Source organism: Hydrogenophaga sp. (genome assembly GCF_030651625.1).
GTDB lineage: Bacteria > Pseudomonadota > Gammaproteobacteria > Burkholderiales > Burkholderiaceae_C > Hydrogenophaga.
Map to the genome: position 1 here is coordinate 59,393 of NZ_JAUSCF010000023.1, position 23,513 is coordinate 82,905.

Annotated in this window: 21 protein-coding genes; 6 read left to right on the forward strand and 15 right to left on the reverse strand. The window is 64.2% G+C overall.

The window, feature by feature from the left end; all coding sequences use genetic code 11:
* Positions 1 to 30 precede the first annotated feature (30 nt).
* Positions 31 to 255 (forward strand): DUF2892 domain-containing protein, encoded by a 225-nt coding sequence (locus Q7V46_RS10345; protein ID WP_304913460.1) that lies wholly within the window; start codon positions 31 to 33, stop codon positions 253 to 255.
* A gap of 81 nt (positions 256 to 336) precedes the next feature.
* On the opposite strand, the gene Q7V46_RS10350 is transcribed toward Q7V46_RS10345, so the two are convergent.
* Positions 337 to 726 (reverse strand): TerB family tellurite resistance protein, encoded by a 390-nt coding sequence (locus Q7V46_RS10350; protein ID WP_304913461.1) that lies wholly within the window; start codon positions 724 to 726, stop codon positions 337 to 339.
* 81 nt (positions 727 to 807) lie between these two features.
* On the reverse strand, positions 808 to 1,047 hold the full coding sequence (locus tag Q7V46_RS10355; RefSeq protein ID WP_304913462.1) for a hypothetical protein: 240 nt from the start codon (positions 1,045 to 1,047) through the stop codon (positions 808 to 810).
* Positions 1,048 to 1,159: 112 nt separating this feature from the next.
* On the opposite strand from Q7V46_RS10355, the gene Q7V46_RS10360 reads away from it, so the two are divergent.
* Positions 1,160 to 2,086, forward strand: a complete 927-nt coding sequence (locus tag Q7V46_RS10360) for a heme-dependent oxidative N-demethylase subunit alpha family protein (protein WP_304913463.1) — start codon at positions 1,160 to 1,162, stop codon at positions 2,084 to 2,086.
* Here Q7V46_RS10360 and Q7V46_RS10365 read toward each other — a convergent pair.
* From Q7V46_RS10365 to Q7V46_RS10385, 5 genes are all read right to left on the reverse strand, one after another.
* Positions 2,065 to 2,907: a MipA/OmpV family protein gene (locus Q7V46_RS10365; protein ID WP_304913464.1), complete on the reverse strand. Its 843-nt coding sequence runs from the start codon at positions 2,905 to 2,907 to the stop codon at positions 2,065 to 2,067. The genes Q7V46_RS10360 and Q7V46_RS10365 overlap by 22 nt on opposite strands.
* A gap of 182 nt (positions 2,908 to 3,089) precedes the next feature.
* On the reverse strand, positions 3,090 to 4,349 hold the full coding sequence (locus tag Q7V46_RS10370; protein WP_304913465.1) for a hybrid sensor histidine kinase/response regulator: 1,260 nt from the start codon (positions 4,347 to 4,349) through the stop codon (positions 3,090 to 3,092).
* Entirely contained in the window at positions 4,346 to 10,687 is a 6,342-nt protein-coding gene (locus Q7V46_RS10375; RefSeq protein WP_304913466.1) for a PAS-domain containing protein, read from the reverse strand. Before Q7V46_RS10375 ends, Q7V46_RS10370 begins: the two co-directional genes overlap by 4 nt.
* 207 nt (positions 10,688 to 10,894) lie before the next feature.
* Positions 10,895 to 11,284: a response regulator gene (locus Q7V46_RS10380; RefSeq protein ID WP_304913467.1), complete on the reverse strand. Its 390-nt coding sequence runs from the start codon at positions 11,282 to 11,284 to the stop codon at positions 10,895 to 10,897.
* A 173-nt stretch (positions 11,285 to 11,457) separates the two neighbouring features.
* Positions 11,458 to 12,684 (reverse strand): ABC transporter substrate-binding protein, encoded by a 1,227-nt coding sequence (locus tag Q7V46_RS10385; RefSeq protein WP_304913468.1) that lies wholly within the window; start codon positions 12,682 to 12,684, stop codon positions 11,458 to 11,460.
* Between the two features lie 350 nt (positions 12,685 to 13,034).
* On the opposite strand from Q7V46_RS10385, the gene Q7V46_RS10390 reads away from it, so the two are divergent.
* On the forward strand, positions 13,035 to 13,448 hold the full coding sequence (locus Q7V46_RS10390) for a CopG family transcriptional regulator (RefSeq protein WP_304913578.1): 414 nt from the start codon (positions 13,035 to 13,037) through the stop codon (positions 13,446 to 13,448).
* 160 nt (positions 13,449 to 13,608) lie between these two features.
* On the forward strand, positions 13,609 to 14,784 hold the full coding sequence (locus tag Q7V46_RS10395) for a PHB depolymerase family esterase (RefSeq protein ID WP_304913469.1): 1,176 nt from the start codon (positions 13,609 to 13,611) through the stop codon (positions 14,782 to 14,784).
* Between the two features lie 42 nt (positions 14,785 to 14,826).
* On the opposite strand, the gene Q7V46_RS10400 is transcribed toward Q7V46_RS10395, so the two are convergent.
* Complete coding sequence (locus tag Q7V46_RS10400; protein ID WP_304913470.1) at positions 14,827 to 16,353, reverse strand: methyl-accepting chemotaxis protein; 1,527 nt, start codon at positions 16,351 to 16,353, stop codon at positions 14,827 to 14,829.
* Positions 16,354 to 16,641: 288 nt separating this feature from the next.
* On the opposite strand from Q7V46_RS10400, the gene Q7V46_RS10405 reads away from it, so the two are divergent.
* Together Q7V46_RS10405 and Q7V46_RS10410 are read left to right on the forward strand one after the other, a co-directional pair.
* Positions 16,642 to 16,767, forward strand: coding sequence for a hypothetical protein (locus tag Q7V46_RS10405; RefSeq protein ID WP_304913471.1), 126 nt, complete (start codon positions 16,642 to 16,644; stop codon positions 16,765 to 16,767).
* Positions 16,768 to 16,881: 114 nt separating this feature from the next.
* Positions 16,882 to 17,283: a GreA/GreB family elongation factor gene (locus Q7V46_RS10410; protein WP_304913472.1), complete on the forward strand. Its 402-nt coding sequence runs from the start codon at positions 16,882 to 16,884 to the stop codon at positions 17,281 to 17,283.
* Positions 17,284 to 17,498: 215 nt separating this feature from the next.
* On the opposite strand, the gene Q7V46_RS20000 is transcribed toward Q7V46_RS10410, so the two are convergent.
* The 7 genes from Q7V46_RS20000 to Q7V46_RS10445 form a co-directional block, all read right to left on the reverse strand.
* Positions 17,499 to 17,903, reverse strand: a complete 405-nt coding sequence (locus Q7V46_RS20000) for an SWIB/MDM2 domain-containing protein (RefSeq protein WP_370690328.1) — start codon at positions 17,901 to 17,903, stop codon at positions 17,499 to 17,501.
* Positions 17,904 to 18,258: 355 nt separating this feature from the next.
* A complete protein-coding gene (locus Q7V46_RS10420) occupies positions 18,259 to 18,729 on the reverse strand; it encodes a hypothetical protein (protein WP_304913473.1) in 471 nt (156 codons plus the stop codon).
* 490 nt (positions 18,730 to 19,219) lie between these two features.
* Positions 19,220 to 19,798 (reverse strand): hypothetical protein, encoded by a 579-nt coding sequence (locus Q7V46_RS10425; RefSeq protein ID WP_304913474.1) that lies wholly within the window; start codon positions 19,796 to 19,798, stop codon positions 19,220 to 19,222.
* 537 nt (positions 19,799 to 20,335) lie between these two features.
* Positions 20,336 to 20,962: a Rieske 2Fe-2S domain-containing protein gene (locus tag Q7V46_RS10430; RefSeq protein WP_304913475.1), complete on the reverse strand. Its 627-nt coding sequence runs from the start codon at positions 20,960 to 20,962 to the stop codon at positions 20,336 to 20,338.
* 236 nt (positions 20,963 to 21,198) lie between these two features.
* On the reverse strand, positions 21,199 to 21,630 hold the full coding sequence (locus Q7V46_RS10435) for a hypothetical protein (RefSeq protein ID WP_304913476.1): 432 nt from the start codon (positions 21,628 to 21,630) through the stop codon (positions 21,199 to 21,201).
* Positions 21,627 to 22,586, reverse strand: a complete 960-nt coding sequence (locus tag Q7V46_RS10440) for a sulfite exporter TauE/SafE family protein (RefSeq protein WP_304913477.1) — start codon at positions 22,584 to 22,586, stop codon at positions 21,627 to 21,629. The genes Q7V46_RS10435 and Q7V46_RS10440 overlap by 4 nt, the downstream gene beginning before the upstream one ends.
* Complete coding sequence (locus Q7V46_RS10445) at positions 22,586 to 23,506, reverse strand: DmsC/YnfH family molybdoenzyme membrane anchor subunit (RefSeq protein WP_304913478.1); 921 nt, start codon at positions 23,504 to 23,506, stop codon at positions 22,586 to 22,588. Before Q7V46_RS10445 ends, Q7V46_RS10440 begins: the two co-directional genes overlap by 1 nt.
* Positions 23,507 to 23,513: the final 7 nt, after the last annotated feature.

A 23,513-nucleotide genomic window follows, 5' to 3' on the forward strand; every position in this document is an offset into this window, starting at 1 on the left:
TGAACCTGATTTTTCACCAAGGAGTTTTCTATGACCGTCGAACGTTACATCCGCATCATGGCCGGCTTTGTCGTCATGCTCTCGCTCGCCCTGGGCTTTGAAGGCAGCCCCATTTTTGTGAACCAGTGGTTCCTGGCCCTGACCGCCTTTGCCGGCTTCAACCTGTTCCAGTCCGGCATCACCGGCTTCTGCCCTCCCGCATTCCTTTTCAAGTGGATGGGCGTGCCTGAGGGCGGCAGCGCGTGCAAGAAGTGAACACCCCCTGAAGGTTGTTCGGAACACCCTCCTGCGCCGCTGACGCGGCTTCCCCCTTCATTGGCGCGCAGGGGGGTGTCGCTACCTGACCTGCCGCCAGCTGAACGCCAGGGCGTCGAGCATGTCGACTTCGCCGTCGGCGAGGTGTCCGTCGGCCTGGGCAATGGCCTCGCAGAGGTGCCACACGCGCTCCTGCAGGGCGGGGTCTTGCACCTCGCCAATCAGTCGCTGGCGGGTCGCCTCGGCCAGGCGGGTGGAGTCGGTCCACTGGCCGCCGGCGTCGGCCAGCAGGTCGGTGCAGAAGTCGTTGATCACGCTCTGCATGGCGGCCGGGGAAAGGCCAAGTTGGGTGGGCGCATCGAGGCGGTCCAGTGCCCTGATTTCGGTCATGGAATAGCGGCCATCGGCCACCAGCACCATGGCCAGCAGGCGTGCGGCGGCTTCGGGGCTGTTGACGGGGTAGGAGCGCATCGCAGGATTCTTTTACTGAAGAAAAAGGTTTCGAGTCGGGCGCGGTGTGGAGGTTCACCACCACTGCGCGCCCGCAGATGTTCAGCGAGGCGGCACCAGCGGCTGGCTGCCAGCCGGGCAGGCGAATTGGCACCCGGGCGGCTTGCGGCCCACCCAGTCGCCGTTGGAGCACTGGATGACGTCCATGGTGCACATCACGTTGTCAGGGCCGGAATAGGGAGGTGCGCTGCCCGCTGCGGCACAGCCCCACAGGAGCGCAGGGACCACGACCAGCAGGGCGGCGCGAGAGAAGGAACGGGCGAAGAAAAGCGTGTGGTTCATGCCCGCATTGTGCGCAGAAATTGGCACCCGGCGGCGCAATCGCTTGTCGCAAGATGTGAAGCTTGCGCGCTTCACCCATGTGTCCCTTTAGACCGCCTTTGTCCATTGAACCATGCCCGCCACCCAGCTTGCCACGCCATCCCATTTCACATCCGCCGCGCAGATGCCGTGGCCGGTGAATGCCCCGTTCCGCATGCGCCCTGGTCTGGCCCGACTGGCGGATTCCCATGCGCTTGCGGCCGAGCCGGTGCCGCTGTTCCTGCGCGACGACCTCGCGCCAACCTACGCGGTGCACAAGGCCCACGTGTTGGCCACACGGGGCTTGACGGCCCAGGTGGGCGATCCCGATGTTCAGGTTCTGCGAGCCATTGCCATGGCTTACGCCGCCCAGACCGGTGTGGCGCTGGCACCCGAACCCGAGGCGCTGGCCCTGGGCATGCAGGAAGACTTCGTGGTGTTGCACGACGAGCCTGATCTGGATGGCGCCGAGAAGGGGTCGGGCACCATGCGCACCCGCTTCCTGTCGGTGTGTTTTCCATCCAACTGGGACCCCTCCACCAAACTGGGCCTGGACTTCGCCGCGATCCACGCCCCGGTGGCCGACAACGCGCTGTTGCAGGCCGGCGCACGCGGCATCATCGACATGGCGTTTCGGCAGTCGCCCATGCTGCGCCACGTGTGGCTGCTGACCCCCAGTGCCGACCTGCCACAGCACCCCGCCACACGACGTCTGCGCTGGGACGAAGCGCTGGCACAGGCCGGTGCGCCGGGCGCTTCGGGCCTCCTGATCGACCAGCTCTGCTTCCGCGTCGAACGCCAGACCACGCTGCCCCTGCCGGCGTTGCGCCGGGGCGTGTTTTTCATCCGGGTGATGGTGTGCCCGCTGCCCCAGGTTCTCGCGGAGGCGCCAGGCCGGTCGGCCGAGTTGCACGCGGCGCTGGGCTCCATGAGCGATGCGGTGCTTGCCTACCGTGGCATGACGGGTGTGCGGGAGCGATTGCTTGCTGAACTGTCCGATCAGAAGGCGTGCGACACGTAGAACACACCACCCACAGGGTTGCGCTCCCGTGTGAGCGGACTTTTACGGGCGTCGCCTCGCAGGCTGCCCACACTCACGGCGCCGGTGAGCGCCGTGCGCGGCGCGATGCGGTAGCGCCACGAAGCGCTCAGCCGCACATCGCGAACGCCAGCCTCGGCGAGGTAGGGTGGGTAGCCGCTCGCAATGGCCTGTGCCGGCGTGACGCCAAAATAGCTTTGCACGTATTTGGAATCGGCCCAGGTGGCTGAGACGCCCAGTCCCAGGCTGGTGGCCTCGGTGATGCGCCAGCTGCGGTTCGCACCCAGGTCGATCACCCATCCGTCGCGGTCGTTTCCTGAGCCCAACCGCAGCGAAGAGGTGAGCAGCACGCCAGGCGCGGGGATCAGGTTGAAGAAGGCACCCAGTTCCGGTCGCACGTCCACATCGCCCATGCCGCGCAGGGCCGCAGAGCGGCGTTCCTTGCGACCCAGATCCACGGTGATGCGTGTGCCGTACTGTATTGCCGGGTTGCGGGACAGGTTGACCCCGATGCCGTTGGTGGTGCCGGCAAACCAACCGTTGGCCCACTGGTAATCCACGCCAGGGTAGAGCCTCACCTGGTTTTCGTCCGAACCCCGGTACACCGGGCTGGCCACCACGGCCGCACCCACCGTTCCACCGCTTTGTCCCGGTGCTGCGCCGGTGAGGCGCACCGCTTCAAACGCTTGTGCGCGAGCGGTGCCCTGTGAGACGACCAGAAAAAGCACCGTCAGTGCGCTCAGGGTCAGGGGCGCAATGGGAAATGCGCGAGGTGTGGCGGTGTGGGCTGGCAGGCGTGTCATGGTGCAGGTCTGGCCAGGGCAGGTGTGACCAGATCAATAGTTAAACTAAAGAGTCTGCATTATGACTGACTGGTAAAATCCTGGGTGTTGGCCTGCTGCTGCTGCTGCTGCTGCTGCTGCTGCTGCTGCTGCTGCTGCTGCTGCTGCTGCTGCTGCACGCAAAGCGCTGCCGTACGGGGCGGCTATGCCAGCGGCAATGTCACCGAGAAACACGAGCCCCCGCCCACATCGGCATGCACTTCGATGTGGCCGCCGTGCAGTTCGGCGATTTGCCGGCTGATGGACAGCCCCAGGCCGGTGCCCTCGTAGTCTTTGCGCAAGTTCAGCCGCTGGAAAGGCTGGAACAACTTCGAGAGGTGTTCGGGGGCGACGCCGATGCCGTTGTCGCTCACTGTGACACGCGCCATGTGCCCGTCGGTTTTCACCGTGACCCGCACCTCAGGGGCGCGCCCCGCCGGCACGAACTTGAGGGCATTGGCAAGCAGGTTCTGGAACAGCAGCGAGAGCAGGCTGGCGTGTCCCATCACCACAGGCAGCGGCTCGATGTGCAGCGAACCACCACTGTTTTTCAGTCGGGCAGCGAGTGCGTCTCGCAAGTCATTCAGGATGGTATCGAGCGCCACCGGGCTGTGTGGCTCGGCTTCGCCCGTTTGTTGCAGCCGCGCGTAGCGCACCACGTCGTCAAGCAATGTGCGCATGCGCTGCCCTGCCTTGAGCACCAGTTGCAGATAGCGCCGGGCGTCTTCGGGCAGGACCTGTGCGTGGTCTTCCACCACCAGGCCGGTGAACTGAACCATGGTGTTGAGCGGTTCGCGCATGTCGTGCGAGGCCATTCGCACGAACTGCAGAAGCCCTTCGTTGGCCAGGGCCAGGTCGGCGGCCGTCTGCTTCAGCCGGGTGTGACTGGCGCGCAGGTCGTGCATCGCATCTGCCAGCTTGCGCCGGTCCTCGGCGGACAGGTGGCGCAGTTCGTCGTTGGCCTGCTTCAAGCGCAACTGGGTGCGCACCCGCGCCTGCACGATGGCGGGGCGCAGCGGCTTGGCAATGAAGTCGGCCGCTCCCTTTTCAAGCCCGGACTGTTCGAAGTCTTCTTCGGCATGGCTCGTGATCATGATCACAGGCAGATCGGTCAGCTGAGGGTCGAGGCGCATCGCATCGAGCACCTCGAAACCCGAGAGCCCAGGCATTTGCGCGTCGAGCAGCACCAGGTCTGGCGCCGACTCCTTCATCAGCCGCAGGGCAACGGCGCCGCGTGTGGCAAAACGAAGCCGACCCAGTCCTTGCAGTGTCTTGGCCAGTGCCTGGATCATGCCGGGGTCGTCGTCAACGATGAGGATGCCAGGCAGGCCTGCCTGGTCTTGCTCGCCAGGCGAAGAATCGCCACCCGAGGGCACGGCGGACCCGGTGGACTCGGGGATGGCGGTGGGGGCAGCGGTGGTCATTTGGCGATCTCGTCGGCCAGCAGCGCAGCGGCGCTGGCAAAGTCCAGTTCCTCCAATTGTCTGCTCAGTCGCTCATGCAAGGCTTGGCCCAGCCTTGCACGCAGGGCAGGCGCATGGTGCTGAACCCATTCGAGAGCGGCCAGGTCCTGCTGTTCCAGCATCGCTCCCAGTTGAACCAGGGCCTCGCTGGTCAGCGGTGCCTGATCGGCACTGGGCTCCACCGCAGGGGACGACACGCCGGCTTTCAGAAACGGTTCGGCCGCCGCAAAAAGGTGGTGCAGCTTGTGTCCAATCGCCTGCCAGTGCGGCAAAAGCTGGGCCACGGTCTTGCCATCTCGCAGGCCATTCTCAAGATCACCGGCCGACTGGTGGAGCGTCATGGCAGCCATCAAGCCAGCTGCCCCGCGCAATTTGTGCGCTTTGGCGGCGAACTCGGTGCGTTGTGCCGGCGATAGCGGATCGGGCAGCGCGGTTTTTGGCCATTCGCCGAATTCGTTGAACAGACGGCGCAGCGATGAATGCAGCAGCGCGAGGTCACCGCTGAGGCGCTGGGCAGCGCGTGCGCTGTCGATCCCTTCAATGTCGGGCCAGTTGGACAGGTCGGTGGGCGCAGTGAGCGGCTCGGCCTGCCGCACCGCCAGGGCCTGGCCGGTCGCGGCTTCGATCACCTCGCGCACGGTGCGCACCAGCAGTTGCGGCTCCAGTGGCTTGGTGAGGAACGCACTCATGCCGGCGTCCATGGCGCGTCGCCGTTCTTCGGCCAGCGCGCCCGCCGTGAGGGCGATCACGGGCAGTTGGGCGAGCGTTGGACGCTGGCGCAACTGTCGCGTGGCCTCCAGCCCATCCATGTCGGGCATCTGGACATCCATCAACACCACGTCGAAGGCGTCGGGAGTGGCCTCCAGCCGTTGCAGCGCCTGTCGCCCCGAACTGGCGGTGACCACGGACGCACCTTCGCGTTTCAGCAGGTGCGACGCGATCTCCAGGTTGATGTCGCTGTCGTCCACCAGCAGCACCCGCACATCCGGCAGCCACAGCGTGTGCAGGCCTGGCATGGAGCGCAGCGGCATCACGCGGTCGCTGTTGCCCTGCCGCGTGACCACGCCATGGTTCACGGCATTGAACAGCACCGAAGCGTTCACCGGTTTGGTCAGGATGTCGCTAGCCAGTTGCCGGATGTCGAGCTGAAGCAGCCGTTCACGTTCCGATGCCGACACCATCAGCGCGGCGGGCAGCTGCTTGAGTCCGATGCGCTCGGTGAGCACGCCCAGCGCCTCGAGGCCGTCGATACCGCCCATCTGCCAGTCGACCAGCATGGCATCGGGCAGGGGCTGGCCAGACGACACGCGCTGCGTCATCCATTGCACCAGCGCTTCGCCGGAATCGCACACGTGGGTGCGCCAGCCAAAGGCCCGCGCCATGTCCACCAAGGCACGCCGGTCGTCTTCGGTGTCGTCCACCACCAGGACTTCCAGACTCGCCTGGCGCGGATCGTCTGCCAGCGCACAGCTGGCGTCGGACATGCCCAGTGGCAGTTCAAACCAGAACGTGCTGCCTTCGTCAACCACGCTGTGCAGGCCCACACTGCCGCCCATGGCTTCAGCCATCTGACGCACGATGGACAGGCCCAGACCGGTACCGCCGAACTGTCGGGTGGTGGAAGCATCGGCCTGGGTGAAGGGCGTGAACAGACGGGCCTGTACCTCGGGCGAAATGCCCAGCCCCGTGTCTCGCACCTCGCCGCGCAGCCGCACGCTGCCGGGCGGGTCGCTGGCCTTCAGCGGTACGGCACACAGCTTCACGCGCACGCTGCCACCTTTGGTGAACTTGAACGCATTGCTCGTCAGGTTGTTGAGGATCTGGCGCACCCGCATCGCGTCACCCACCAGCACGGCGGGCAGCGTCTCGCTGCGTTCGACCGCGAAGGTGATGCCTTTCAAATTCGACTGTTCACGGAAGAGGTTGTCGAGGTCGCTGACGAGGCTGTCGAGATAGAAGGGTTCGGGCAGCAGCGTCAGCTCACCGGCCTCGATCTTGGCGAGGTCGAGCACATCGTTGACGATGCCCAGCAGCGACCGGCTGGCCATGAGCGACTTGTCCAGCAATTGCTGTTGTTGGGCGCTGACCGGCGTGTCGGCCAACAGGTGGGTCAGGCCGATCACCGCGTGCAGGGGGGTGCGGATTTCATGGCTCATGTTGGCCAGGAATTCGCCCTTGGCCCTGGAGGCGGCTTCGGCCGCGTCGGTGGCACGCACCAGGTCGGTGATGTCGATGCGGAAGCCCACGGTGTGCCCGTCGGGCAGGCGGCGTTCAATGACGCGCACGGCACGGCCGCCGGAGAGGCGTTGCACGAAGTACGCGTCGCCGGCATTGTGTGCTCGCAATCGCTCGGCCACCCATTCTTCGAGACTGTCCTCGCCGAGCTCGTGGAACCCGCGTTCGCCCCAGGCCCGGATCATGTGCTCGAAGGTTTCGCCCGGTACCGTCAGGTCGCGGATGCCTTCGTACATGCTGCGGTACTTCTCATTGCAAAGCACCATGCGGTCCTGCGGGTCGAACAGCACGAAGGCTTCGCCCACCGCCTCGATGGCACCGCGCAGCAGCGCCTCGCTGCGGGCAATTTCCTGCTCGGCACGCTTGCGCTCACTGATGTCGGTGTAGGTGGTGACGAAACCGCCGCCGGGCATGGGCGTGCCCCGGATCTCCAGCGGCATGCCGTTGGGTCGCGTGCGCTCGAAGTTGTGCGCCACCGGGTGTCGTGCCCGTTCCAGCATGTCCTGGATCCTGGGCTCGAGCGGGCCATCGCCGTACTCGCCGCGCGCGGCATTGAGGCGCAGGATGTCCTCGAAGGTCGGCACGCCCTTCTCAAACAGCGGCTCCAGGCTGAGCAGACTCACGAACTGCGGGTTCCAGGCCACCAGCCGCAACTCGGCGTCAAAGGCGCTGAGCGCACAGGGCATGTTCTCCAGAATGCTCTGCTGCAGGTCGTTGATGCGGCGCAGCTCGGCGTCCATGGCGTGGCGTGCGGTCACATCCTGCATGGCACCCACGATGCGCACCACCTTGCCTGCCGTGTTGCGAATGGCTTCTCCGGCCACGCGCACATGAAGACGCCGGCCTTGCGCGGTGATGAGGGGTACTTCAATATCGAAGGGTGTGCCCTGCTTGCGCGCAGCCCTCAGTGCGGCCCTCACCTGGGCGCGTGCGCCATCGGGATGGAAGTCCAGCGGCTTGGTCGGATCCAGCTGAAAGTCAGGGTAGACCTCGTGGATGTCGTACATGGCCGGTGTCCACGCCATGGTCCAGTTCTCGATGTCGAACTGCCAGCCGCCAATACCGGCCACGCGACCGGTACGGTCCAGCAGTTCTTCGCTGCTGGCAAGTCGCTCCTGTGCCTGGTGTGCCACCGTCACGTCCCGGTGGGTGCCGTACATCCATTCGGGCTGGCCGTCGGCGGTGCGGCTGGTCACGCGCCCGCGGTCGAGTACCCAGACCCAGTGTCCGTCCTTGTGGCGCAGTCGCAGTTCACACTCGTACAACTCGGTCTCGCCGCCGAAATGGCGTCGCAGTGCCGCGCTGGACACCTCCTTGTCGTCCGGGTGAATCAGGCTTTGCCAGGTGGCCAGGCGGTCGGGGCCGATATCGGCCAGCGCGTAGCCCATCATCTCTGCCCAGCGTTCGTTGTAGCGCCGCTCGCCGGTCTGAACGTTCCATTCCCAGGTGCCCGCATTGGTGGCCCGGAGGATGTTGTCCAGCCGCTGCTGTTCCGCCAGCAGGCTCGCGGTGCGTTCCTGCACGTCCTGTTCCAGGCGGGTGTTGAGTTCGGCCACGCTGCGCCGCGCCGCGCGCTCATCCGTGATGTCACGAACAATGGCAGATGCGCCAGCCACAGTACCGTTGTTGCTCATCAGGGGCGACAGTGTGATCGCCACCTCGACCCGCTTTCCATCCCGGGTGCGGCGCCAGACCTCCAGCGGTGTGCGATCCACCTCGGTAGCAAGCCGGTTCACCAGCTGGAGCTGATCCGTTCCAGCACCCTCGGGCATGGTCAGTGCATCCAGCGACTGGCCAATGGCCTCTTCCGGCGAGTAGCCAAACAGCTGCTGGGCACCGCGGTTCCAGGACAGCACCACGCCGGTGGTGTCCAGGCCGATGATGGCGTCGGTTGTCTGGTCCACGATGGCGGCCAGGCGCAGCCGCTCGCTGCGTGCCTGCAAGGCGCGTTGCACGCTCACCCAGTACAGGTAAAGAATTACGAAAGCCACGGCGCCAATCAGCAGCAGCAGCAGCGCACCGCTGCGCACATCGGCCCATGCCGCCTGGTGCAATTGCGACACAGGAACCGTGGCGATGAATTGCAGGGTGCCCACGTTGCCTTGGCCATTGCCGCGCAGTGCTGCCTGGGCCCCCAGGACCTTGCCTTCGGGTCCGTTCCATTGCTTCATGGCGCCCGTGGCCGGCTCTTTGTCGGCCACAACGGACTGAAATTCATCGGCCCATCTGTGTGGCTGACCAAATTCAAAGCCGAACACTTTGCTGCTGTCGGGGTGCACCAGATAGTCACCCTGTGCATTGGTCACATAAATGGTCATGCCCGACGCATTGCGCGCCACAAAACCGTCCAGCGCGCCGGTCACGTCCACGTCCATGACGATGGCGCCAGCGGGGAGGCCCTCATCGTCGAACACCGGTGTGCCGTAGCGGATCCTGGGCCAGTGGGGAACGGACAACGCGCCGTGCTGGCGGTGAAGTTCAATGTCGGAGACCAGCACCTCCCCGGGCGATCGTCTCAGCACCTCTCCCAGAAATGCCGTGTCGCTGGCAGAAAGCGGACCCCCGGGTACCGGCACGTTCCCCGCAGCGCTTCCAAGTTGCACCACCCGCACCAGTTCCCGCCCGGTGGCGGCTGCATCAAAGAAGCGCAGTTTGCGCACTTCGGGTGATGAGGCCATGTAGCCGGTGAAAATCTGCTGCAGGGGCTGCTCCCACTGGTGGCTGCCTGACTGGTCGACGGGATCCAGACCTTGGTTCTGCACAGCGCGCACCAGGTCCTGCACCGGTGGGGTGGTGGCGAGGAACTGCAGGCCTCTGCTGCGGAACTCGCGCCGATCTTCCGTGAGTTGCGCCATGCCGTTGACCACGCGTTCAAGCGCGGCGCTGGTGGTCTGGTATTGCTTGTTGATCTGATACTGGTATTGCCATATGCCCAGCGCAGCCACGCCCAGCACAAAGGCCAGCAGCGACCGGACAGCGAGCGCGCTGCGCGCAAAAACCAGGGGTGAAAGGCTGCGCTGCCCTCGCGACAGCGAGCCGAATTCGCGCTGCCGCCGGGCCGCTTCGCGCACGCGACGGTTCTGTCCGATCAGGAAAAGCAAGAGGGCCAGCACGCTGGTCAGCCCGGCGCCCCTGATTCCGACCTCGATGGGCGATGTCAGGCGGCTGGCCTGCACCATCGCGGGCGTGGATTGGGCCGTGAGCTTCCAGGCCTGGCCATATACGTTCAGGAACAGACTGGTCGGCTCCAGCGGCGTGCTGCCGTCTTGTCCTTGAACGGTGGTGAAAAACGGTGTGTTGCCCTCGTACTCAGACAGGCTGAGGTTCAGTTCATGGGCGCTGGGGCCGAGGTCGGCCAGCACATCGTCGAGCAGAAGCGGGGCGTACACCCAGCCCACGGTGGCTGCTTCGCGTGCACCAGGTGAGAGCGGCACCTGCCCGGCAGGGTACACCGGCAGCAGCATCAGCAGGCCCTTGCCCCGCTCGCCGCTGGCCTGCACCAGTGTGATGGGTGCCGTGATGCGTGCCTGTGCGGCGCGCGCCGCAATCAATGCTGCTTCGCGTCGGCGGACCTCTGAAGCAATGTCCAGCCCGGTGGCACCTTCATTGCCCTGGTCGGGGTAGATGTACTCGATGACAAACCGGTCGCCTTCGTTGGGCTCGATTTCCCGGATCGCGAAGTCAGGGCGCCCCTGCGCGCGCGCGGTCTCCAGGAACGTGTCCACCTCGGCCCTGGGTACTTTGCGGATGAAGCCGAACCCTCTGGCGCCGGGGAATTCATTGGTGGTGTCGCGGCTGTCGATATAGGCTTCAAATTGCTGGCGGGTCACCGCCGCACCGCCTGCCGCTGCCACCCCGCCTCGCGCACCGCGCAGACCGTATTCGTAGAGTGCGAAGCGCTCCTGGATCAGCTCGACGATTTCCGCGGTCAGACCACGCAAGCGTTCATCCAGCAGCGCCTGGTTGGCGCGCTGGGTCGACCAGACAGCCCACCCAGTGACAATCAGGCCGATGCAAAAGAGCAAAAGTGCCCCGCGACGAAGGGGGTCGGCAATGAGCTTCAAGGGACGCTTCTCCCGGCAACGAGTGCGTTGATGTTCCCCTCACCTGAGTCGTTCACCCGAAGCCTGAGGGATACCTGCGTACGGGGCTGGCACCGCCCAGTGGAACGGATGCAGGGCACTCTATCACCCCCCCTGCGTCGTCAATCGTGACAAAAGGACGGTGTGTGCCATCCATTTCCCAGGCAGTCAACCGGTGCCGTTGCCAGCTCAGCCCGGGATGAGTGCGGGCAGATCGGCAGCCGCTGTTCGTTCCAGTGGTTTGGTCAGGAAGCCGCGCACGCTGGCGAACCGGGTGGCGCGTTCGCGGTCGAGCGCGTCGCGCGAAGAAGACAGCAGGACCACGACGGTGTTGCCGCGCTGCCGGGGGGCAAGTGCCTCGAAGGCCTCGAGAAAATCGAAACCGTTCATCACCGGCATGTTGATGTCCAGCAGGATCAGATCCACGCCGTGGTCGGCCGTGTTGCTCAGGTGGTCCAGAGCGTCCTGCGCCTTCTGGAAGGAGCGGACGTCGTAGTCGACGCCACACCGCGTCAGCGCGATCCGCGTGAACAGCAGATCGTCTTCGTTGTCATCGATCATCAGGATTCGCAACGGCATGCTGGATGGCCTTGGAGGCTCGTGTGAGGAGGTTGAAGCATGGACGCGGGCGCGTGCTCCGTTGCAGGGCCCTTACCCAAACCAGAACACAGACCTTTTTGGTCTGCGCTGGTGCCAAGTATCGCGGCACCGCGGGCGTTTGCAAGCATCCGCGACGCTTCACCCGATCGGCGTCACTGCGTTTTGCGCTGGATGAAGAGGTTGCGCCTGGCGTCTTCCGGGTAGGCAAAAGTGACCGCGCCGTTGCGCACCAGACCCATCACCAGCATGTTCTCGGTCACGGCGTCTTTGCTGGAGACATTGAACGGTTTGTCGTAAGTGGCCACCACGCCGTAGTACACGCGCCGGATGTCCTCCAGCTGGGCCTTGATCGCCGGGCCGGTGAGCCGGCCATCGCGGATGCCGAACAGGGCGTACATCAGCAGGTAGGTGGCGTCATAGCCCTGGGCAGAAGCCATGGGCACGGCCATGCGGCTGTCCTTAAACATGCGCCGGTACGAACTCAGGAACGCCACGCGGCGTTCGTTGCTGGGCTCGGCGATGAAGGTCTGTACCGTCATGGTGCCCTCGGCCGCAGGCCCGGCCGTGTCGATGAAGTTGGGGAATGAGAGCGTCCACGGCCCCACCAGTGGCGCGGTCCATTTCACGGCCGCACGGCTGCGGGCGATCACCGCGTTCTCTGGTCCCACCGTGTAGGCAATGATCACGTTGGCGCCCGCGTTGCGCGCCGCTTCCATTTCCGCGCTCAGGTCTTTCACACCCAGCGGAAACGAGGTGACATGGACCGGTTGAAGGTTGGCCGCAGCCAGCGCCTTGACGACATCGTTCTTGCCCGATTCGCCGTAGGGCGTGGCGTCGGCAAAGATCGCCACTTTGTTCAGGCCACGGCGCAGGATGTCCTTCACCATGAAGGGTGCCTTGATGTTCTCGCTTGGCGACACACGGAAGATGTAGCTCGCGGCGGGCTCCACCTGCTGAGTCACCGGAGAGCCGGCCGCGCATGGCACGATCAGCGGGTTCTGGTTGGACTGGAACACCGGAATCGCCTTGATCGCCACGCCAGTGTTGCAAAAACCGATGGTGGAAATCACCTTGTCCACCTTGACGAGTTCCTCGCTCATCTTCAGACCGGTTTCGGGATCGCCCTTATCGTCCTTGATCACCAGTTCCAGCGGGCGTCCCAGGTAACCGCCCACCGCGTTGATTTCCGACACAGCGATCTGAATGCCGTTGAGCATGGCCTGCCCGAAGTCGGCCGAGCCCCCGCTCATGGGCCCGATGATGCCCAGCTTCAGCGGTGCCGGACTTTGTGCCATGACGCCCATGGAACACAGGGCGGTGAGCGAAAGGATACCGGCGTGCAGGTAGTGCCGCGCGGCGTTGGTCAGGCTGGGGAGCATCGAGTCTTGCCTCTGGTGGTGCCCTGATGGGGCTTCATTGCGAAATCCGCGCATGGTCGCAGTTGCGACAGTACTTGCCCATGCGCACTTACCCGACTTGGCTCACAAGTCCGCCGAATCCGTGCGATTCGCCACGCCGGCACCCTCCCAGCGTCCGTTGCATGGGACGTTTGACTGGCTTGGAGTGGTCGAACTGACCCATGCAGGCGCCCCCGGCACCCTACCCAGAGACAGGTGTCAGACCCTGGTTGGGTTACACATGGATGCCAAATAGATTCCATATGGATTCCATTTGACATCCATCAGGCCTATATTCGGGTCTTCCTTCAACACCGCCAGCCGCCATGACAATGCCCACCACAGAACCCAGACCCCGCGTGGGCGATACCGAAAAGATGACCATCAACATGGGCGTGGTCGACCTCGGGCAGATCGATCTGCTCGTACAGGAAGGCTTCTATTCCAACCGGTCGGACCTGATCCGCACCGCCGTTCGCAACCTGCTGGCCGTGCACGCCGACACCCTGCGCCAGACCGTGGCGCGCCGCACCCTGACGCTGGGTCTGCAGAGCCTGGGCCGGGCCGACCTGGAGCGCGCGGTGGCCGCCGGCGAGCGGCTGAAGATCCAGGTGGTGGGCCTCGCCCGCATCGATGCCGATGTGACCCCCGAACTGGCCCTGGCCGCGATCGAATCCGTGACGGTGCTGGGCGCCTTCCAGGCCAGCCCGGCCGTGCGAAAAGCGCTGGCCGACAGGACGAAGTAACCCCCGCAGCGCTTCGCGCCACCCCACAAGACGGGCGATACCTGCGGCCCGGCAAGGCCGGTTCCAAGGTACCCCGGGCCCAGACATTTCCGCCGGAAACCCGGTACCGCGCATCGCTTCATTTTTCAATCCATTCCATCCCTGTTCAGAGAACCACCCATTGAAACTTCTACAACCCATCTCGGGCACCCTCGCCATGAACATCCAGGACACCATCGAACAGGCCCTGGCCAGCGCCGGGCTCGACACCAAAGCGGGGCCCATGCAGGGCGTCACCGAGACCATTCGACAGGCCCTGGCCTCCGCTGGCCTGGGGATGGCCACTGCCCCGCAGGCTGTCTCACGGACCACCGCCGCCGCCGATGAAGCGCGCACGTTCGACGTGGAGGCGCGCGATCTGGGTGCAGCACCGGCTGCACCAGCAAGCGCGAAGGCCCGAGGGCAGTTCCTCGCACGCAGCCACACCGGCCCAGCCGGCAGCCGCAACTTCAAGCTCTACCTGCCGCCGCAGGCCGTAAAGACCGGCGCGGCGCCTCTGCCGCTGGTGGTCATGCTGCATGGCTGCACCCAGTCGCCCGACGACTTCGCCGCTGGCACGCGCATGAACCGCCTGGCCGACGAACATGGTCTGCTGGTGGTCTACCCCGAACAGCCTGCCGGGGCCAACCCGTCGCGCTGCTGGAACTGGTTCCGCACCCAGGACCAGGCGCGCGCCGGTGGCGAGCCTGAAATCATTGCCGGCATCGTGCGGGCGGTGCAGTCCGAACACGCCGTGGCCAATGGCCGGGTGTACGTGGCGGGCCTCTCGGCCGGTGCCGCCATGGCGCTGGTGCTGGGCGAAACCCACCCTGAGCTTTTCAGTGCGGTGGGGGTGCATTCCGGCCTGCCCTTCATGGCGGCCAGCGACATCCCTTCGGCGCTGGCCGCCATGAAGGGCCGCGCCGCTGCCGGCCCGGCCGCCCGGCCGGCCAGCACGCCAAAGGCCACTGGCCAGGCGCGCCAGGCGGTGCCCACCATCGTCTTTCATGGCGACCGCGACCACACGGTGCAGCACCGCAACGGTGAACACATCGTGCAGCAGACGGTGGCGCTGCACGCGGCGCAAGCACCGCTGAGTGTGCGCACCGAGCCTGGCGTGTCGCCTGGCGGACGCCGCTACCAGCGCACCCTGCACACGGACACCGCGGGCAAGCCCATGGTCGAAGCGTGGACGCTGCACGGTGCCGGGCACACCTGGGCCGGCGGCGATGCCAGCGGCAGCCACACCGATCCCACCGGACCAGATGCCTCGGCGGCCATGCTGGCGTTCTTCATGGCCCACACCGGAGCCAGTTGAGCCATCCCGGTGCCTGTCCCCGGGCAGAAGGTGCTTGCCGGGTCAGCCCAGGCGGAACACCGCCACCGCTTCCACCAGCTGGCGCGACTGCCCCTGCAGACTGGCCGCAGCCGCCGCACTTTCTTCCACCAGTGCGGCGTTCTGCTGCGTGGCCTGGTCCATCTGGCTCACCGCGTCGCCCACCTGCGAAACGCCGGCGCTTTGCTGAGACGAGGCCGCGCTGATCTCGCCCATGATGTCGGTCACGCGCTGTATCGAGGCCACGATCTCCGTCATGGTGCTGCCGGCCTCGTCCACCAGGGCGGTGCCCTGGCCCACGCGCTCCACACTGGCGTCGATCAGTGCCTTGATTTCCTTGGCCGCCGCCGCCGAGCGCACGGCCAGGCTGCGCACTTCCGAGGCCACCACCGCGAAGCCCCGGCCCTGTTCGCCGGCGCGGGCGGCTTCCACCGCAGCGTTCAGGGCCAGGATGTTGGTCTGGAAGGCGATGCCGTCGATCACACCAATGATGTCGGCGATGCGCTGGCTGCTGTCGTTGATGCCCTTCATGGTGTCGACCACCTGGCCCACCACGTCGCCGCCCCGCAGCGCCACGGTGGATGCGCTCTGTGCGAGCCGGTTGGCCTGACCCGCGTTGTCGGCGTTCTGGCGCACGGTGGTGCCCAGCTCTTCCATGGACGCAGCGGTTTCCTGCAGGGCCGAGGCCTGCTGTTCGGTGCGTTCGGACAGGTCCTGGTTGCCCTGGGCAATCTGTGAACTGGCCGAGGCCACGCTGTCGGCGTTGCGCCGCACCTCGGCGACCACGCGCGAAAGGTTGCCCTGCATGGCAACCAGGGCGTGCAGCAACTGCGCCACTTCGTCTTTGCCGCGCGCGTTCACCTTCACGCTCAGGTCCCCGTCGGCCACCGCTTTGGCCACCGCCACGGCTTCGGCAATCGGGCGGGTGATCGAGCGGCTGAAGGCAACGCCGGCCAGCACCGCGGCTGCGCACACCACCACCATCAACACAATGCTCAGCCACGTGGCCCGCTGCGCCTGCGCGCTGGCGATTTCGGCCGCAGCCACGCCATCGGCAGCGATGCGGGCAGCGGCTTCGTCCAGCAGCTTGGCGGGTTCGCGGTCCATGCCACTCACCGCCTTGTCGCCCAGGGTGGGATCAAAGTCGCCTTCGCGAAACGCTTCGAACGCCTTGCGGTAGTTCACCCCCATGGTGGTGTGGGATTGTGCGAACTGCTCCACCAACTGGCGGGATTCGCCGGCTGGCAGGCGCGTGGCAAGGGCCTCCAGCGTGGGGCGCATGTCGGTCTCGATCCGGTTGAAAGCACCCCAGTGCCGGTCGAGTGCCTTGGCGTCTTTGCCGCGCAGCAGCGTGTTTTTCCATTCCTGCACCTGCGTCTTGAACTGCACCAGCAGTTCACTGGCGGCTGCCGCGTTCTGCTGGCTGGTCTGCAGGGCGTTGCCGTAGGAAATGGTGGCCTGGTTCAGGTTGTGAATGCCATAGAGCGCCGCGCACAGCAGCACCAGCATGGCCGTGGCAAACGCCAGCGGCAGTTTGAGTGTGAGTTTCATGAAAGTCTCGAAGCGGTGAGGGCGTTGCCCTGCAAAGGTCCCGCAGCGCTGGCTCTTGGCCGGCGCCACCGAGCACAGAAGGATGTCTGTGGCTCTGTGGCCTGTATCGGCAGGCCGCACAGATCCGTGAAATGTGAAATGCGGCACAAAAACAGGCCACTTCGTCGCCGTGGGCCGCCAACCCTTGCCGCCTTCCTGCCTGCCGCGCAGGCTCCTAGCCACCTTGTCCGGGCCGTCTGATTTGGCCCTGGCCAGTGCCGGTTGCTGGCCGGTTCCTATAATCCCCCGATGTCGCAGCCTTTCATCCCCTTTGGCGTCTCGCTGGCGGACCCGTGCCCATCGGCGGGGGTGGCGGTGAACGTGTGCGAGCACGTACGCGCGGCCGGGCCACGTCAGCCAGCCGCACTTTCCTGAGCCCGGCGATCCCCTTTTTCTTTCTTTTGCGCAAACCAACGATCGCCGGGCACCTGCCCCGCGCGAACGCGTGCCCGCCTTTCAGCGGCGGGACCGCACCCGTTGGAGTGCTTCATGAATCTGAAACCGCCGGCTGAGCGCCTGCTCACCGAACTCGACTTCGCCCGCCTGAACCAGATCGACAGCGGTGACCCGCCGTCCGCTCTGGAGCAGGTGCTCGCCGCCACCGACCTGGTGGCGTCACGCGCCGTACCTGCCGATGTACTCACCATGTATTCGCAGGTCGTGCTGGAGGACCCGGCCTCCCTGCGCCAGCAGACCTTCACCTTGTGCTACCCGGCCGATGCCGAGCCCGCAGAGGGCTTCATATCGGTGCTCTCGCCGCTGGGCGCGGCCCTGATCGGCCTGCGCGTGGGCGATGTGGCGCGCTGGACCACGCCAGACGGCAAGCTGCGCGAGGCCCAGGTGCTTGGCTTGTTGTTCCAGCCCGAAGCGAGTGGCGACTACGTCACCTGAATGGGTTGCGGCTGCCGCTCACCGCTTGAGCTTGCCACAGCGACGCCCCCACCTGTGCAACTTGCGCTTGCCATGGAGCTCACCAGCACCATGGCAAGCGTTTCGACTGGACCAGCCTGAACGATGGCGGTCCGGCGCGCGGGATGCTGGTCATCTTCCGAGCCCGCCGAGTGGGGTGGCGCTGCTGTTGCAGAACAGCGCGTCGCGGCTTCCAGTCAGCTCAGGTGCTTGCCCACCAATCCGGTCATCTCGAACATGGTGACTTCATCTTTTCCGAAGACGGCCTTGAGCTTGGCGTCCGCCAGGATGTTGCGCTTGTTCTTCGGATTCTGCAGGTTGTTGGCCTTGATGTATTCCCACATCAGCTTCACAACTTCGGTGCGGGGTTGCGGCGTCGCACCGATCACAGCGGCCAGCTCGGCGCTGGGGGTGAGGGCACGGTTGAAGGCGGTTGGCTTCTTGGCAGTGGTCATGGGAGGCTCTTCAGTTGAAACAAGCATTCTAGGCCGCGCTTCCGTTCCCTCTGTAACCGGCTTCCATCGGGTAAGCGGTATCGAGAATTTTGTCGGAAGGAGGAAGGGTTTGTTCAATGGCCGTTTTTGCGCGGACTCTCGCGACAGCAATCGACCAGGAGCGACCGTTCAAACCACGGCAGACAAGGTCAGGTCTAGGCTGGATGCTGCCGCTCCAGTTTGACGCGATGAACGGCTGTACCAGCTCTAACCTGTCTTTCAGTTGCTCTCGGTCAGTTTGCTCCTCAACCCGCACCCCGCTTTAGTGCCGCTTGAAATGGACAACCTGTATATGACGGGAGTTCAATAACTGACTTAAGGAACTTTGACCGCAGCAGGGCATGAATGCCGCCCCGCCTGGAGATGGCAATTCGCCTCGCTGGTGCCGTTCTGGCAAGTGCTGCGCCGTGTGCAACGGTCAAACAAGAAACTCGCAGGATCAATACAACTTCCGGCGCACCAGCTAGTTCACATTAGACCTAATGAAAATGCTTTGCTGGATCTTGGCAAATGCGCTCTGGTAAGGAGCCGGATCAGTTATTGGGATATCACGCTCACCCACCTTACCAAACCCAGTGCTTTTTTGCTCGGTCCTCACAAAAGTCAGCCTAACCTTTGTTCGATTGGGCGCAATCTGTTCGATGAAGGCATTTGCCTTTTCATCCGTAATGATGTATCCGGAAAAAATCACCATCTCCGTCTTGGCTGGACTTTTTGCTGTAATGAATCCGGTCTCAAGCGAAGCAGAATTCACGATGTAACCGAGATCTTGAAAAACAGACATCACCGCAGTAAAGGCTGTTCTTTGATTGGTCTCAAACTCCTTGACCTGGATAGCCTGCAACTCAAGAGCAGACTTCTGTTCGATTGGCTGAGTGACACATCCAGCCGTAACGAGTGCAGCCACAATGGTCAGCGCAGAGAGAAAATGCATGATCACCCTTAAAATGCGGTTGAGTTGTAGGAAAAATCTCGAACACTCGAATTTTCGAACTTAATGATAATGGTGAGTGTCCGTTGAACGGTGGAGGATGCCCCAGATGCACTAGCGCCACCGCCTACTCCGGCGCCACCAGAGCCGATCACAAGCCCCGCAACGCCACCGTTGCTGGTTGAATATGCACGGTCCGTGCTGAACTTGTCATAAACCCAGGTTTCGACACCGGATCTGTCTCTTGTGACCATGTTTGGCGAACCAAGCGCCGTGACCACTTCTGCCTGTGACATACCAACTTGGATGGTTCTCTGGGCGACGCCCAAGGTCAACTTGTTCTCTGAGGCATCAGTGACTGCCTTTCTGTGGTCTGCAACGGTACTACATCCCGTCACCAAAATCGCAACACAAAGAATTGAAAAGAACTTTATCCGTATCATATAATTTCTTGCAGTTTTGATAAAAACTAAAGCGAGTTCTCCAGAAAGAACTAATACATAAAGCGATATTCCGCGCCATCAGTTGAACGGCACGTTCCGAATCCGTGAAATGTCGTGAAGTCCTGGGTAATTTCACATTGCAGCGATGCTCCACTTGGGCTCACCGCCATTGCAACGCCCTGGCCTTTCATGTTCTGCGACACGCCAAATGCCAGACCCGTTCCTGTGATAGGCATAGCCCCAGGGACGACAACACTTGACATTGACGTAGAAACACCAACGGAGCCGCCGGCAGCAATGCTGAATCGCCCACGGTAGGCCTCTCCCCCAGGGACGACAACCTCGATTGAACCAGCAGTCCACCCACCACCGGTGTCCGGGACCATTCTTGCTTTGAATGGTTGCGCAGTCAAAGCCGAGGCAGTGCTGTTGATCGGGTAAAAATCAGGTTCGCGCAGTGTGACGCAAGATGTCAGAAAAACCGCCGTAGCAATAGCGAGTGACTTCGTAAAACACAGTCTCATCGACAAGATGTTACGCGATGTTTTCAGACTAGTCAGCATCTGTCGAAGTGTGAAGGCGAAAGTCGTGAATTGCTCTGGTTGATCGCGACAGCAGTTTTGGAACATGGAGAGCAGCAGATCTCGGCAAGGAGGCCACTTAAATTCCACCTAGGCCTATGACCGCTTGGTATCAGCCAGCGTGAGTACCCGAGGCGGCGGCTACCGGCAGCAAACGCTGCATCGCTGTCTCTAGGTTGCGCAAAGTCGGTTCCAGGCTGGGTCCTGACATTGGAGAATGCCGCCAAAACGCGTGCGAGCGCCGCAACCGGTCATTCACCGAGCGTGAACTCAAGCAAGCGCTTGGCCACCCGGACCAGCCGCCGACGGAGGGCGACCAGACCATGTTCCAGCAACGATCGCTCATGAAAGGTACGAACTGGTGCCAAGACCCGCACCTGTTGTTCCATTCGAATCCACGCCGCAGGAGCCCACCTGTGCGTCATGCGTCGAGAGGCGCAGGGCTGATTGGAAGTTTGACAACCCACGGGTGAAACAGGCTTTGACGCAGGTGCCTACCCGTTCAGGCGATTGCCCAGCATCCCGCCTGTTCACAACATGTCGAGCGAGTTCGTGGCACACCACACCTGTTCCGAGGAACGCGGGCTACCAATACGCCAGCAGGCGGTTATTGTCGACCCTGGATTCGAAGCGCTTTAGCGGACTGTTCCCATTCTTGATGCAGGCGCCGCTGTGTGCATCAAACTCCCACTGGTGCTTGGGGCAGGTCAGGATGTTGTTCTTAAGGGCCAGTTCGGAGATGTCGGTATTTTGGTGCGGGCATCGGCTGTCGAACACCTGATAGGACTGCTGGTCGCGGTAGATGAAGAGGCCCCGGCCGTCACATTCCGTGCGAACGACTGTGCCATCCGGGACCTCGGCACAGGCCATCACGTCGTGCCATTGGGCGAGCCGGGTGAGCGCCTCCGGCTGGAACCCAGGTAGGTCCATTTCCAGGATGATGTCCACCGCCCAGATGATTTTTGCCAACCCCAGCGTGGGAAAGGCCATCAGCAGCGCGTCCAGCACCTCCATTGGCGTGCTGCCCTCGCGCAGTGCCCGGCCCAGGTACTGCTTGAAGCCGCGTTCGGTCTGCGCATCGACCTTCGTGATCACCGAGATCAGGTTGCGGGTCTTGGGGTCCAGGTGTTTGCCTGCATCCTTAAGAAAAGCAAAATAGTGGCTCAGCGCATCGGGCCGGGCCTTGAGCAGGTAGTTCAGTGCGTCACTCATGTGTGCTTCCTTGTGTGTCGTTGGAAGATGTTCGGTTGTTGGCGTTGGCCACCAGCATGTTGCAGACCTTTTCGTCCCCCGGCAGTCTGACGTCCTGCGGTTCCGCTGCCTCGTGATAGGGGGTGTTGACGCTGGGCTGCCAAGCGAGCCAGCCGGATGGCCAGTGCACCTTGCAGGGCGCACCCCTCGCGCACCTTGAGAAGGTCCATTGAAGCGGCCTGGTGGCGTGCTCCATTTCAGTGCCCCCCTGTCAGAACGCCCGATGCTGCCAGCAGCACCACGGCAGCGTCGGCCAGACACACAAATACGAAGGCCTTGTCGCCACGTGCCGCGTGCAGCGGCACCAGCGACAGCAGGCACAGCACCGAACAACCTGCCAGCAGGGCGATGCCTCCCAGGCTGAAGAAATCGCTGCGCTGCACCAGCGCGAGCCAGCCCCAGCCGGTGGGCGTGCCGGTCTGTGCAAGGTACTGGTCCAATGACAGGGTCCACAGTTCGGGCAGGCGTTCCAGGGGCACTTGTGGCGCCACCTGGCCGCTGACGTAGGCCGCAAATCCCAGCAGCACCACGACCAGCCCCACCCGGGTGCTCCACACCAGCAGGTCGGCGTAGCGCTGTTGCTCGGGCGGTTGCACCGGCGTGGTCTGCGGCGGGAGCACGTCGTTCACGGCCATATCCCGGTGCCCTTGAGCAGCGCGCGCGCGCCGGCAAACAGCAGCACGCCGATCACCAGTTTGCGGATCACCGATCCCTTGAGCACATCCAGCAAGCGCGCGCCAATGCGCGCGCCCAGCATCATGCCCACCACCGAAGGTACGGCGATCATGGGCAGCACCGCACCCTTGTTGATGTAGACCCAGGCGGCCGACGAGTCCACCAGCGACAGCACGACGCTCGATGTGCCAGCCGATACCTTCAACGGTGCGCCCATCAGCAGATTGAGCGCCGGCACATTGGCCCAGCCCGCGCCGATGCCGAACATGCCCGCCAACACGCCGATGAGCAGGAAAGTGACCAGACCAGGTATGGTGCGGTGCACCTGCCAGTGGATGACGCGGCGTGAAGCCCCGTCGATGAAAACGCCGTTCAGCGCCAGCGCCTGTGACAGCGCGTCAGGCTGGGCCACATGCGGGTACTCGGAACTCTTGTACACGAACATCAGCACCACGATACCCAGCACCACACCACCCAGCAGCATCTGCACCACGTTGACCGGCATGGAAAGGCCCAGCATGGCACCACCGATTGAGCTGGCTGCCGCCAGCGCCGAGAGCGGCAGGGCCAGGCGCAGGCTGCCCAGGCCGCCGCGCATCAGCGAGGGGCCGGCGGCCAGTGCGCTGGCCAGTGCCACCAGCAGGCCGGCGCCGCGCACGAAATCCAGGTGAAAGGGAAAAAAGCTTCCCACGATGGGCACGAACAACGTGCCGCCACCAATGCCCGCGGGCACCGCGACGATGCCCATCAGGAAGCACGCCCCGAACAATGCCAGTGGCCATACCCACCAGGCCACGGCGGTGCCCGCAGCCACCGCAGCGCCGGCCGCCGCATGGGCGGGCGAAGCCATCAGCATGGCGGTCATGGCCAGCAGCCAGGCAATCCAGCGGGCAGTGTGACCAACTCGCATCAGGCCACCGTCTGGTAGTACAGGTTCTGCGGGTGGTTGGCCTGCGCGAAGAAGAACCAGCGCTCGGCCAGCAGGCCCAGGTACTGCACCGCGAAGGCCAGCACCAGCAGACCGGCCGAGGCCGACACAAGGCCCAACGCCACCAGCGCAAGCGGCAGCACGAAAGCGCCAAGCAGAAAGGCCCATTTCACGTTGCGCAGCGCACCGGGCGTCTTGCCGTGAAAGAACTCGCGCGTGTTGAACGAGCCGCCCATGAAGCCCTGGGCGCGCTGAGTGATCTGCGGGTGGCGAATGCCGATCGCGGTCTGCAGCGTGGAGCGCGGCACCAGGCGCTCATTGCGCGCCAGCGACAGGCCCCGGCTGACCAGCCCCACCGCCGTGAACAGCAGAGCCGCCACACCGAAGCCACCGACCAGCTCCGGTGCCAGTTGGCCCGCCAGCGCCGTGGCCAGCGTGCAGCCCGAGGCCAGGCCCAGCAGGGTGTAGTTCACCAGCGTGTACGCGCTGGCCCACTCCTGCAGGAACTTGATGGACGCGTAGATCATGGCCGTGCAGACAAACAGGACCCCGCAGGCCAGCGCCGTGAGCACGCCCAGGGCCAGCGTTTGGCCCAGCCCCATCGCCTGCGCGATCGTCCAGAGGAACAGGCTGCCCATGAAAAGCGGCAGGGCGATCACTTCGCGGCTGAGCCAGGAGGTGCGCCACATGGTGGCGGTGCGCCAGGCGCGCTCGGGCCGGCCCAGGTGGAAGAACGAGGCCACCAGACCCGCCACCGTCAACGCCAGCGCCACAGCGCCGCCGGTGGCCAGAAAGAACGGTGATGCCAGGCCCGCCAACTGCGCGCCGAACAAGGCCAGGAACAGGCCCTGCGCCGCGCCGATCAGCGTCGTGAGGAAGATGACCGAGAAGGCTGGGTTCATGGTGTGT

What these genes read in the sequence shown, in the direction of transcription:
- Q7V46_RS10380 (WP_304913467.1), bottom strand. Translation starts at nt 11,284, where the DNA reads ATGCCGTTGCGAATCCTGATGATCGATGACAACGAAGACGATCTGCTG.
- Q7V46_RS10370 (WP_304913465.1), bottom strand. Translation starts at nt 4,349, where the DNA reads ATGACCACCGCTGCCCCCACCGCCATCCCCGAGTCCACCGGGTCCGCC.
- Q7V46_RS10385 (WP_304913468.1), bottom strand. Translation starts at nt 12,684, where the DNA reads ATGCTCCCCAGCCTGACCAACGCCGCGCGGCACTACCTGCACGCCGGT.
- Q7V46_RS10410 (WP_304913472.1), top strand. Translation starts at nt 16,882, where the DNA reads ATGAATCTGAAACCGCCGGCTGAGCGCCTGCTCACCGAACTCGACTTC.
- Q7V46_RS10430 (WP_304913475.1), bottom strand. Translation starts at nt 20,962, where the DNA reads ATGAGTGACGCACTGAACTACCTGCTCAAGGCCCGGCCCGATGCGCTG.
- Q7V46_RS10360 (WP_304913463.1), top strand. Translation starts at nt 1,160, where the DNA reads ATGCCCGCCACCCAGCTTGCCACGCCATCCCATTTCACATCCGCCGCG.
- Q7V46_RS10365 (WP_304913464.1), bottom strand. Translation starts at nt 2,907, where the DNA reads ATGACACGCCTGCCAGCCCACACCGCCACACCTCGCGCATTTCCCATT.
- Q7V46_RS10425 (WP_304913474.1), bottom strand. Translation starts at nt 19,798, where the DNA reads ATGTTCCAAAACTGCTGTCGCGATCAACCAGAGCAATTCACGACTTTC.
- Q7V46_RS10390 (WP_304913578.1), top strand. Translation starts at nt 13,035, where the DNA reads ATGCCCACCACAGAACCCAGACCCCGCGTGGGCGATACCGAAAAGATG.
- Q7V46_RS10420 (WP_304913473.1), bottom strand. Translation starts at nt 18,729, where the DNA reads ATGCATTTTCTCTCTGCGCTGACCATTGTGGCTGCACTCGTTACGGCT.
- Q7V46_RS10445 (WP_304913478.1), bottom strand. Translation starts at nt 23,506, where the DNA reads ATGAACCCAGCCTTCTCGGTCATCTTCCTCACGACGCTGATCGGCGCG.
- Q7V46_RS10345 (WP_304913460.1), top strand. Translation starts at nt 31, where the DNA reads ATGACCGTCGAACGTTACATCCGCATCATGGCCGGCTTTGTCGTCATG.
- Q7V46_RS10400 (WP_304913470.1), bottom strand. Translation starts at nt 16,353, where the DNA reads ATGAAACTCACACTCAAACTGCCGCTGGCGTTTGCCACGGCCATGCTG.
- Q7V46_RS10440 (WP_304913477.1), bottom strand. Translation starts at nt 22,586, where the DNA reads ATGCGAGTTGGTCACACTGCCCGCTGGATTGCCTGGCTGCTGGCCATG.
- Q7V46_RS10350 (WP_304913461.1), bottom strand. Translation starts at nt 726, where the DNA reads ATGCGCTCCTACCCCGTCAACAGCCCCGAAGCCGCCGCACGCCTGCTG.
- Q7V46_RS10355 (WP_304913462.1), bottom strand. Translation starts at nt 1,047, where the DNA reads ATGAACCACACGCTTTTCTTCGCCCGTTCCTTCTCTCGCGCCGCCCTG.
- Q7V46_RS10405 (WP_304913471.1), top strand. Translation starts at nt 16,642, where the DNA reads ATGTCGCAGCCTTTCATCCCCTTTGGCGTCTCGCTGGCGGACCCGTGC.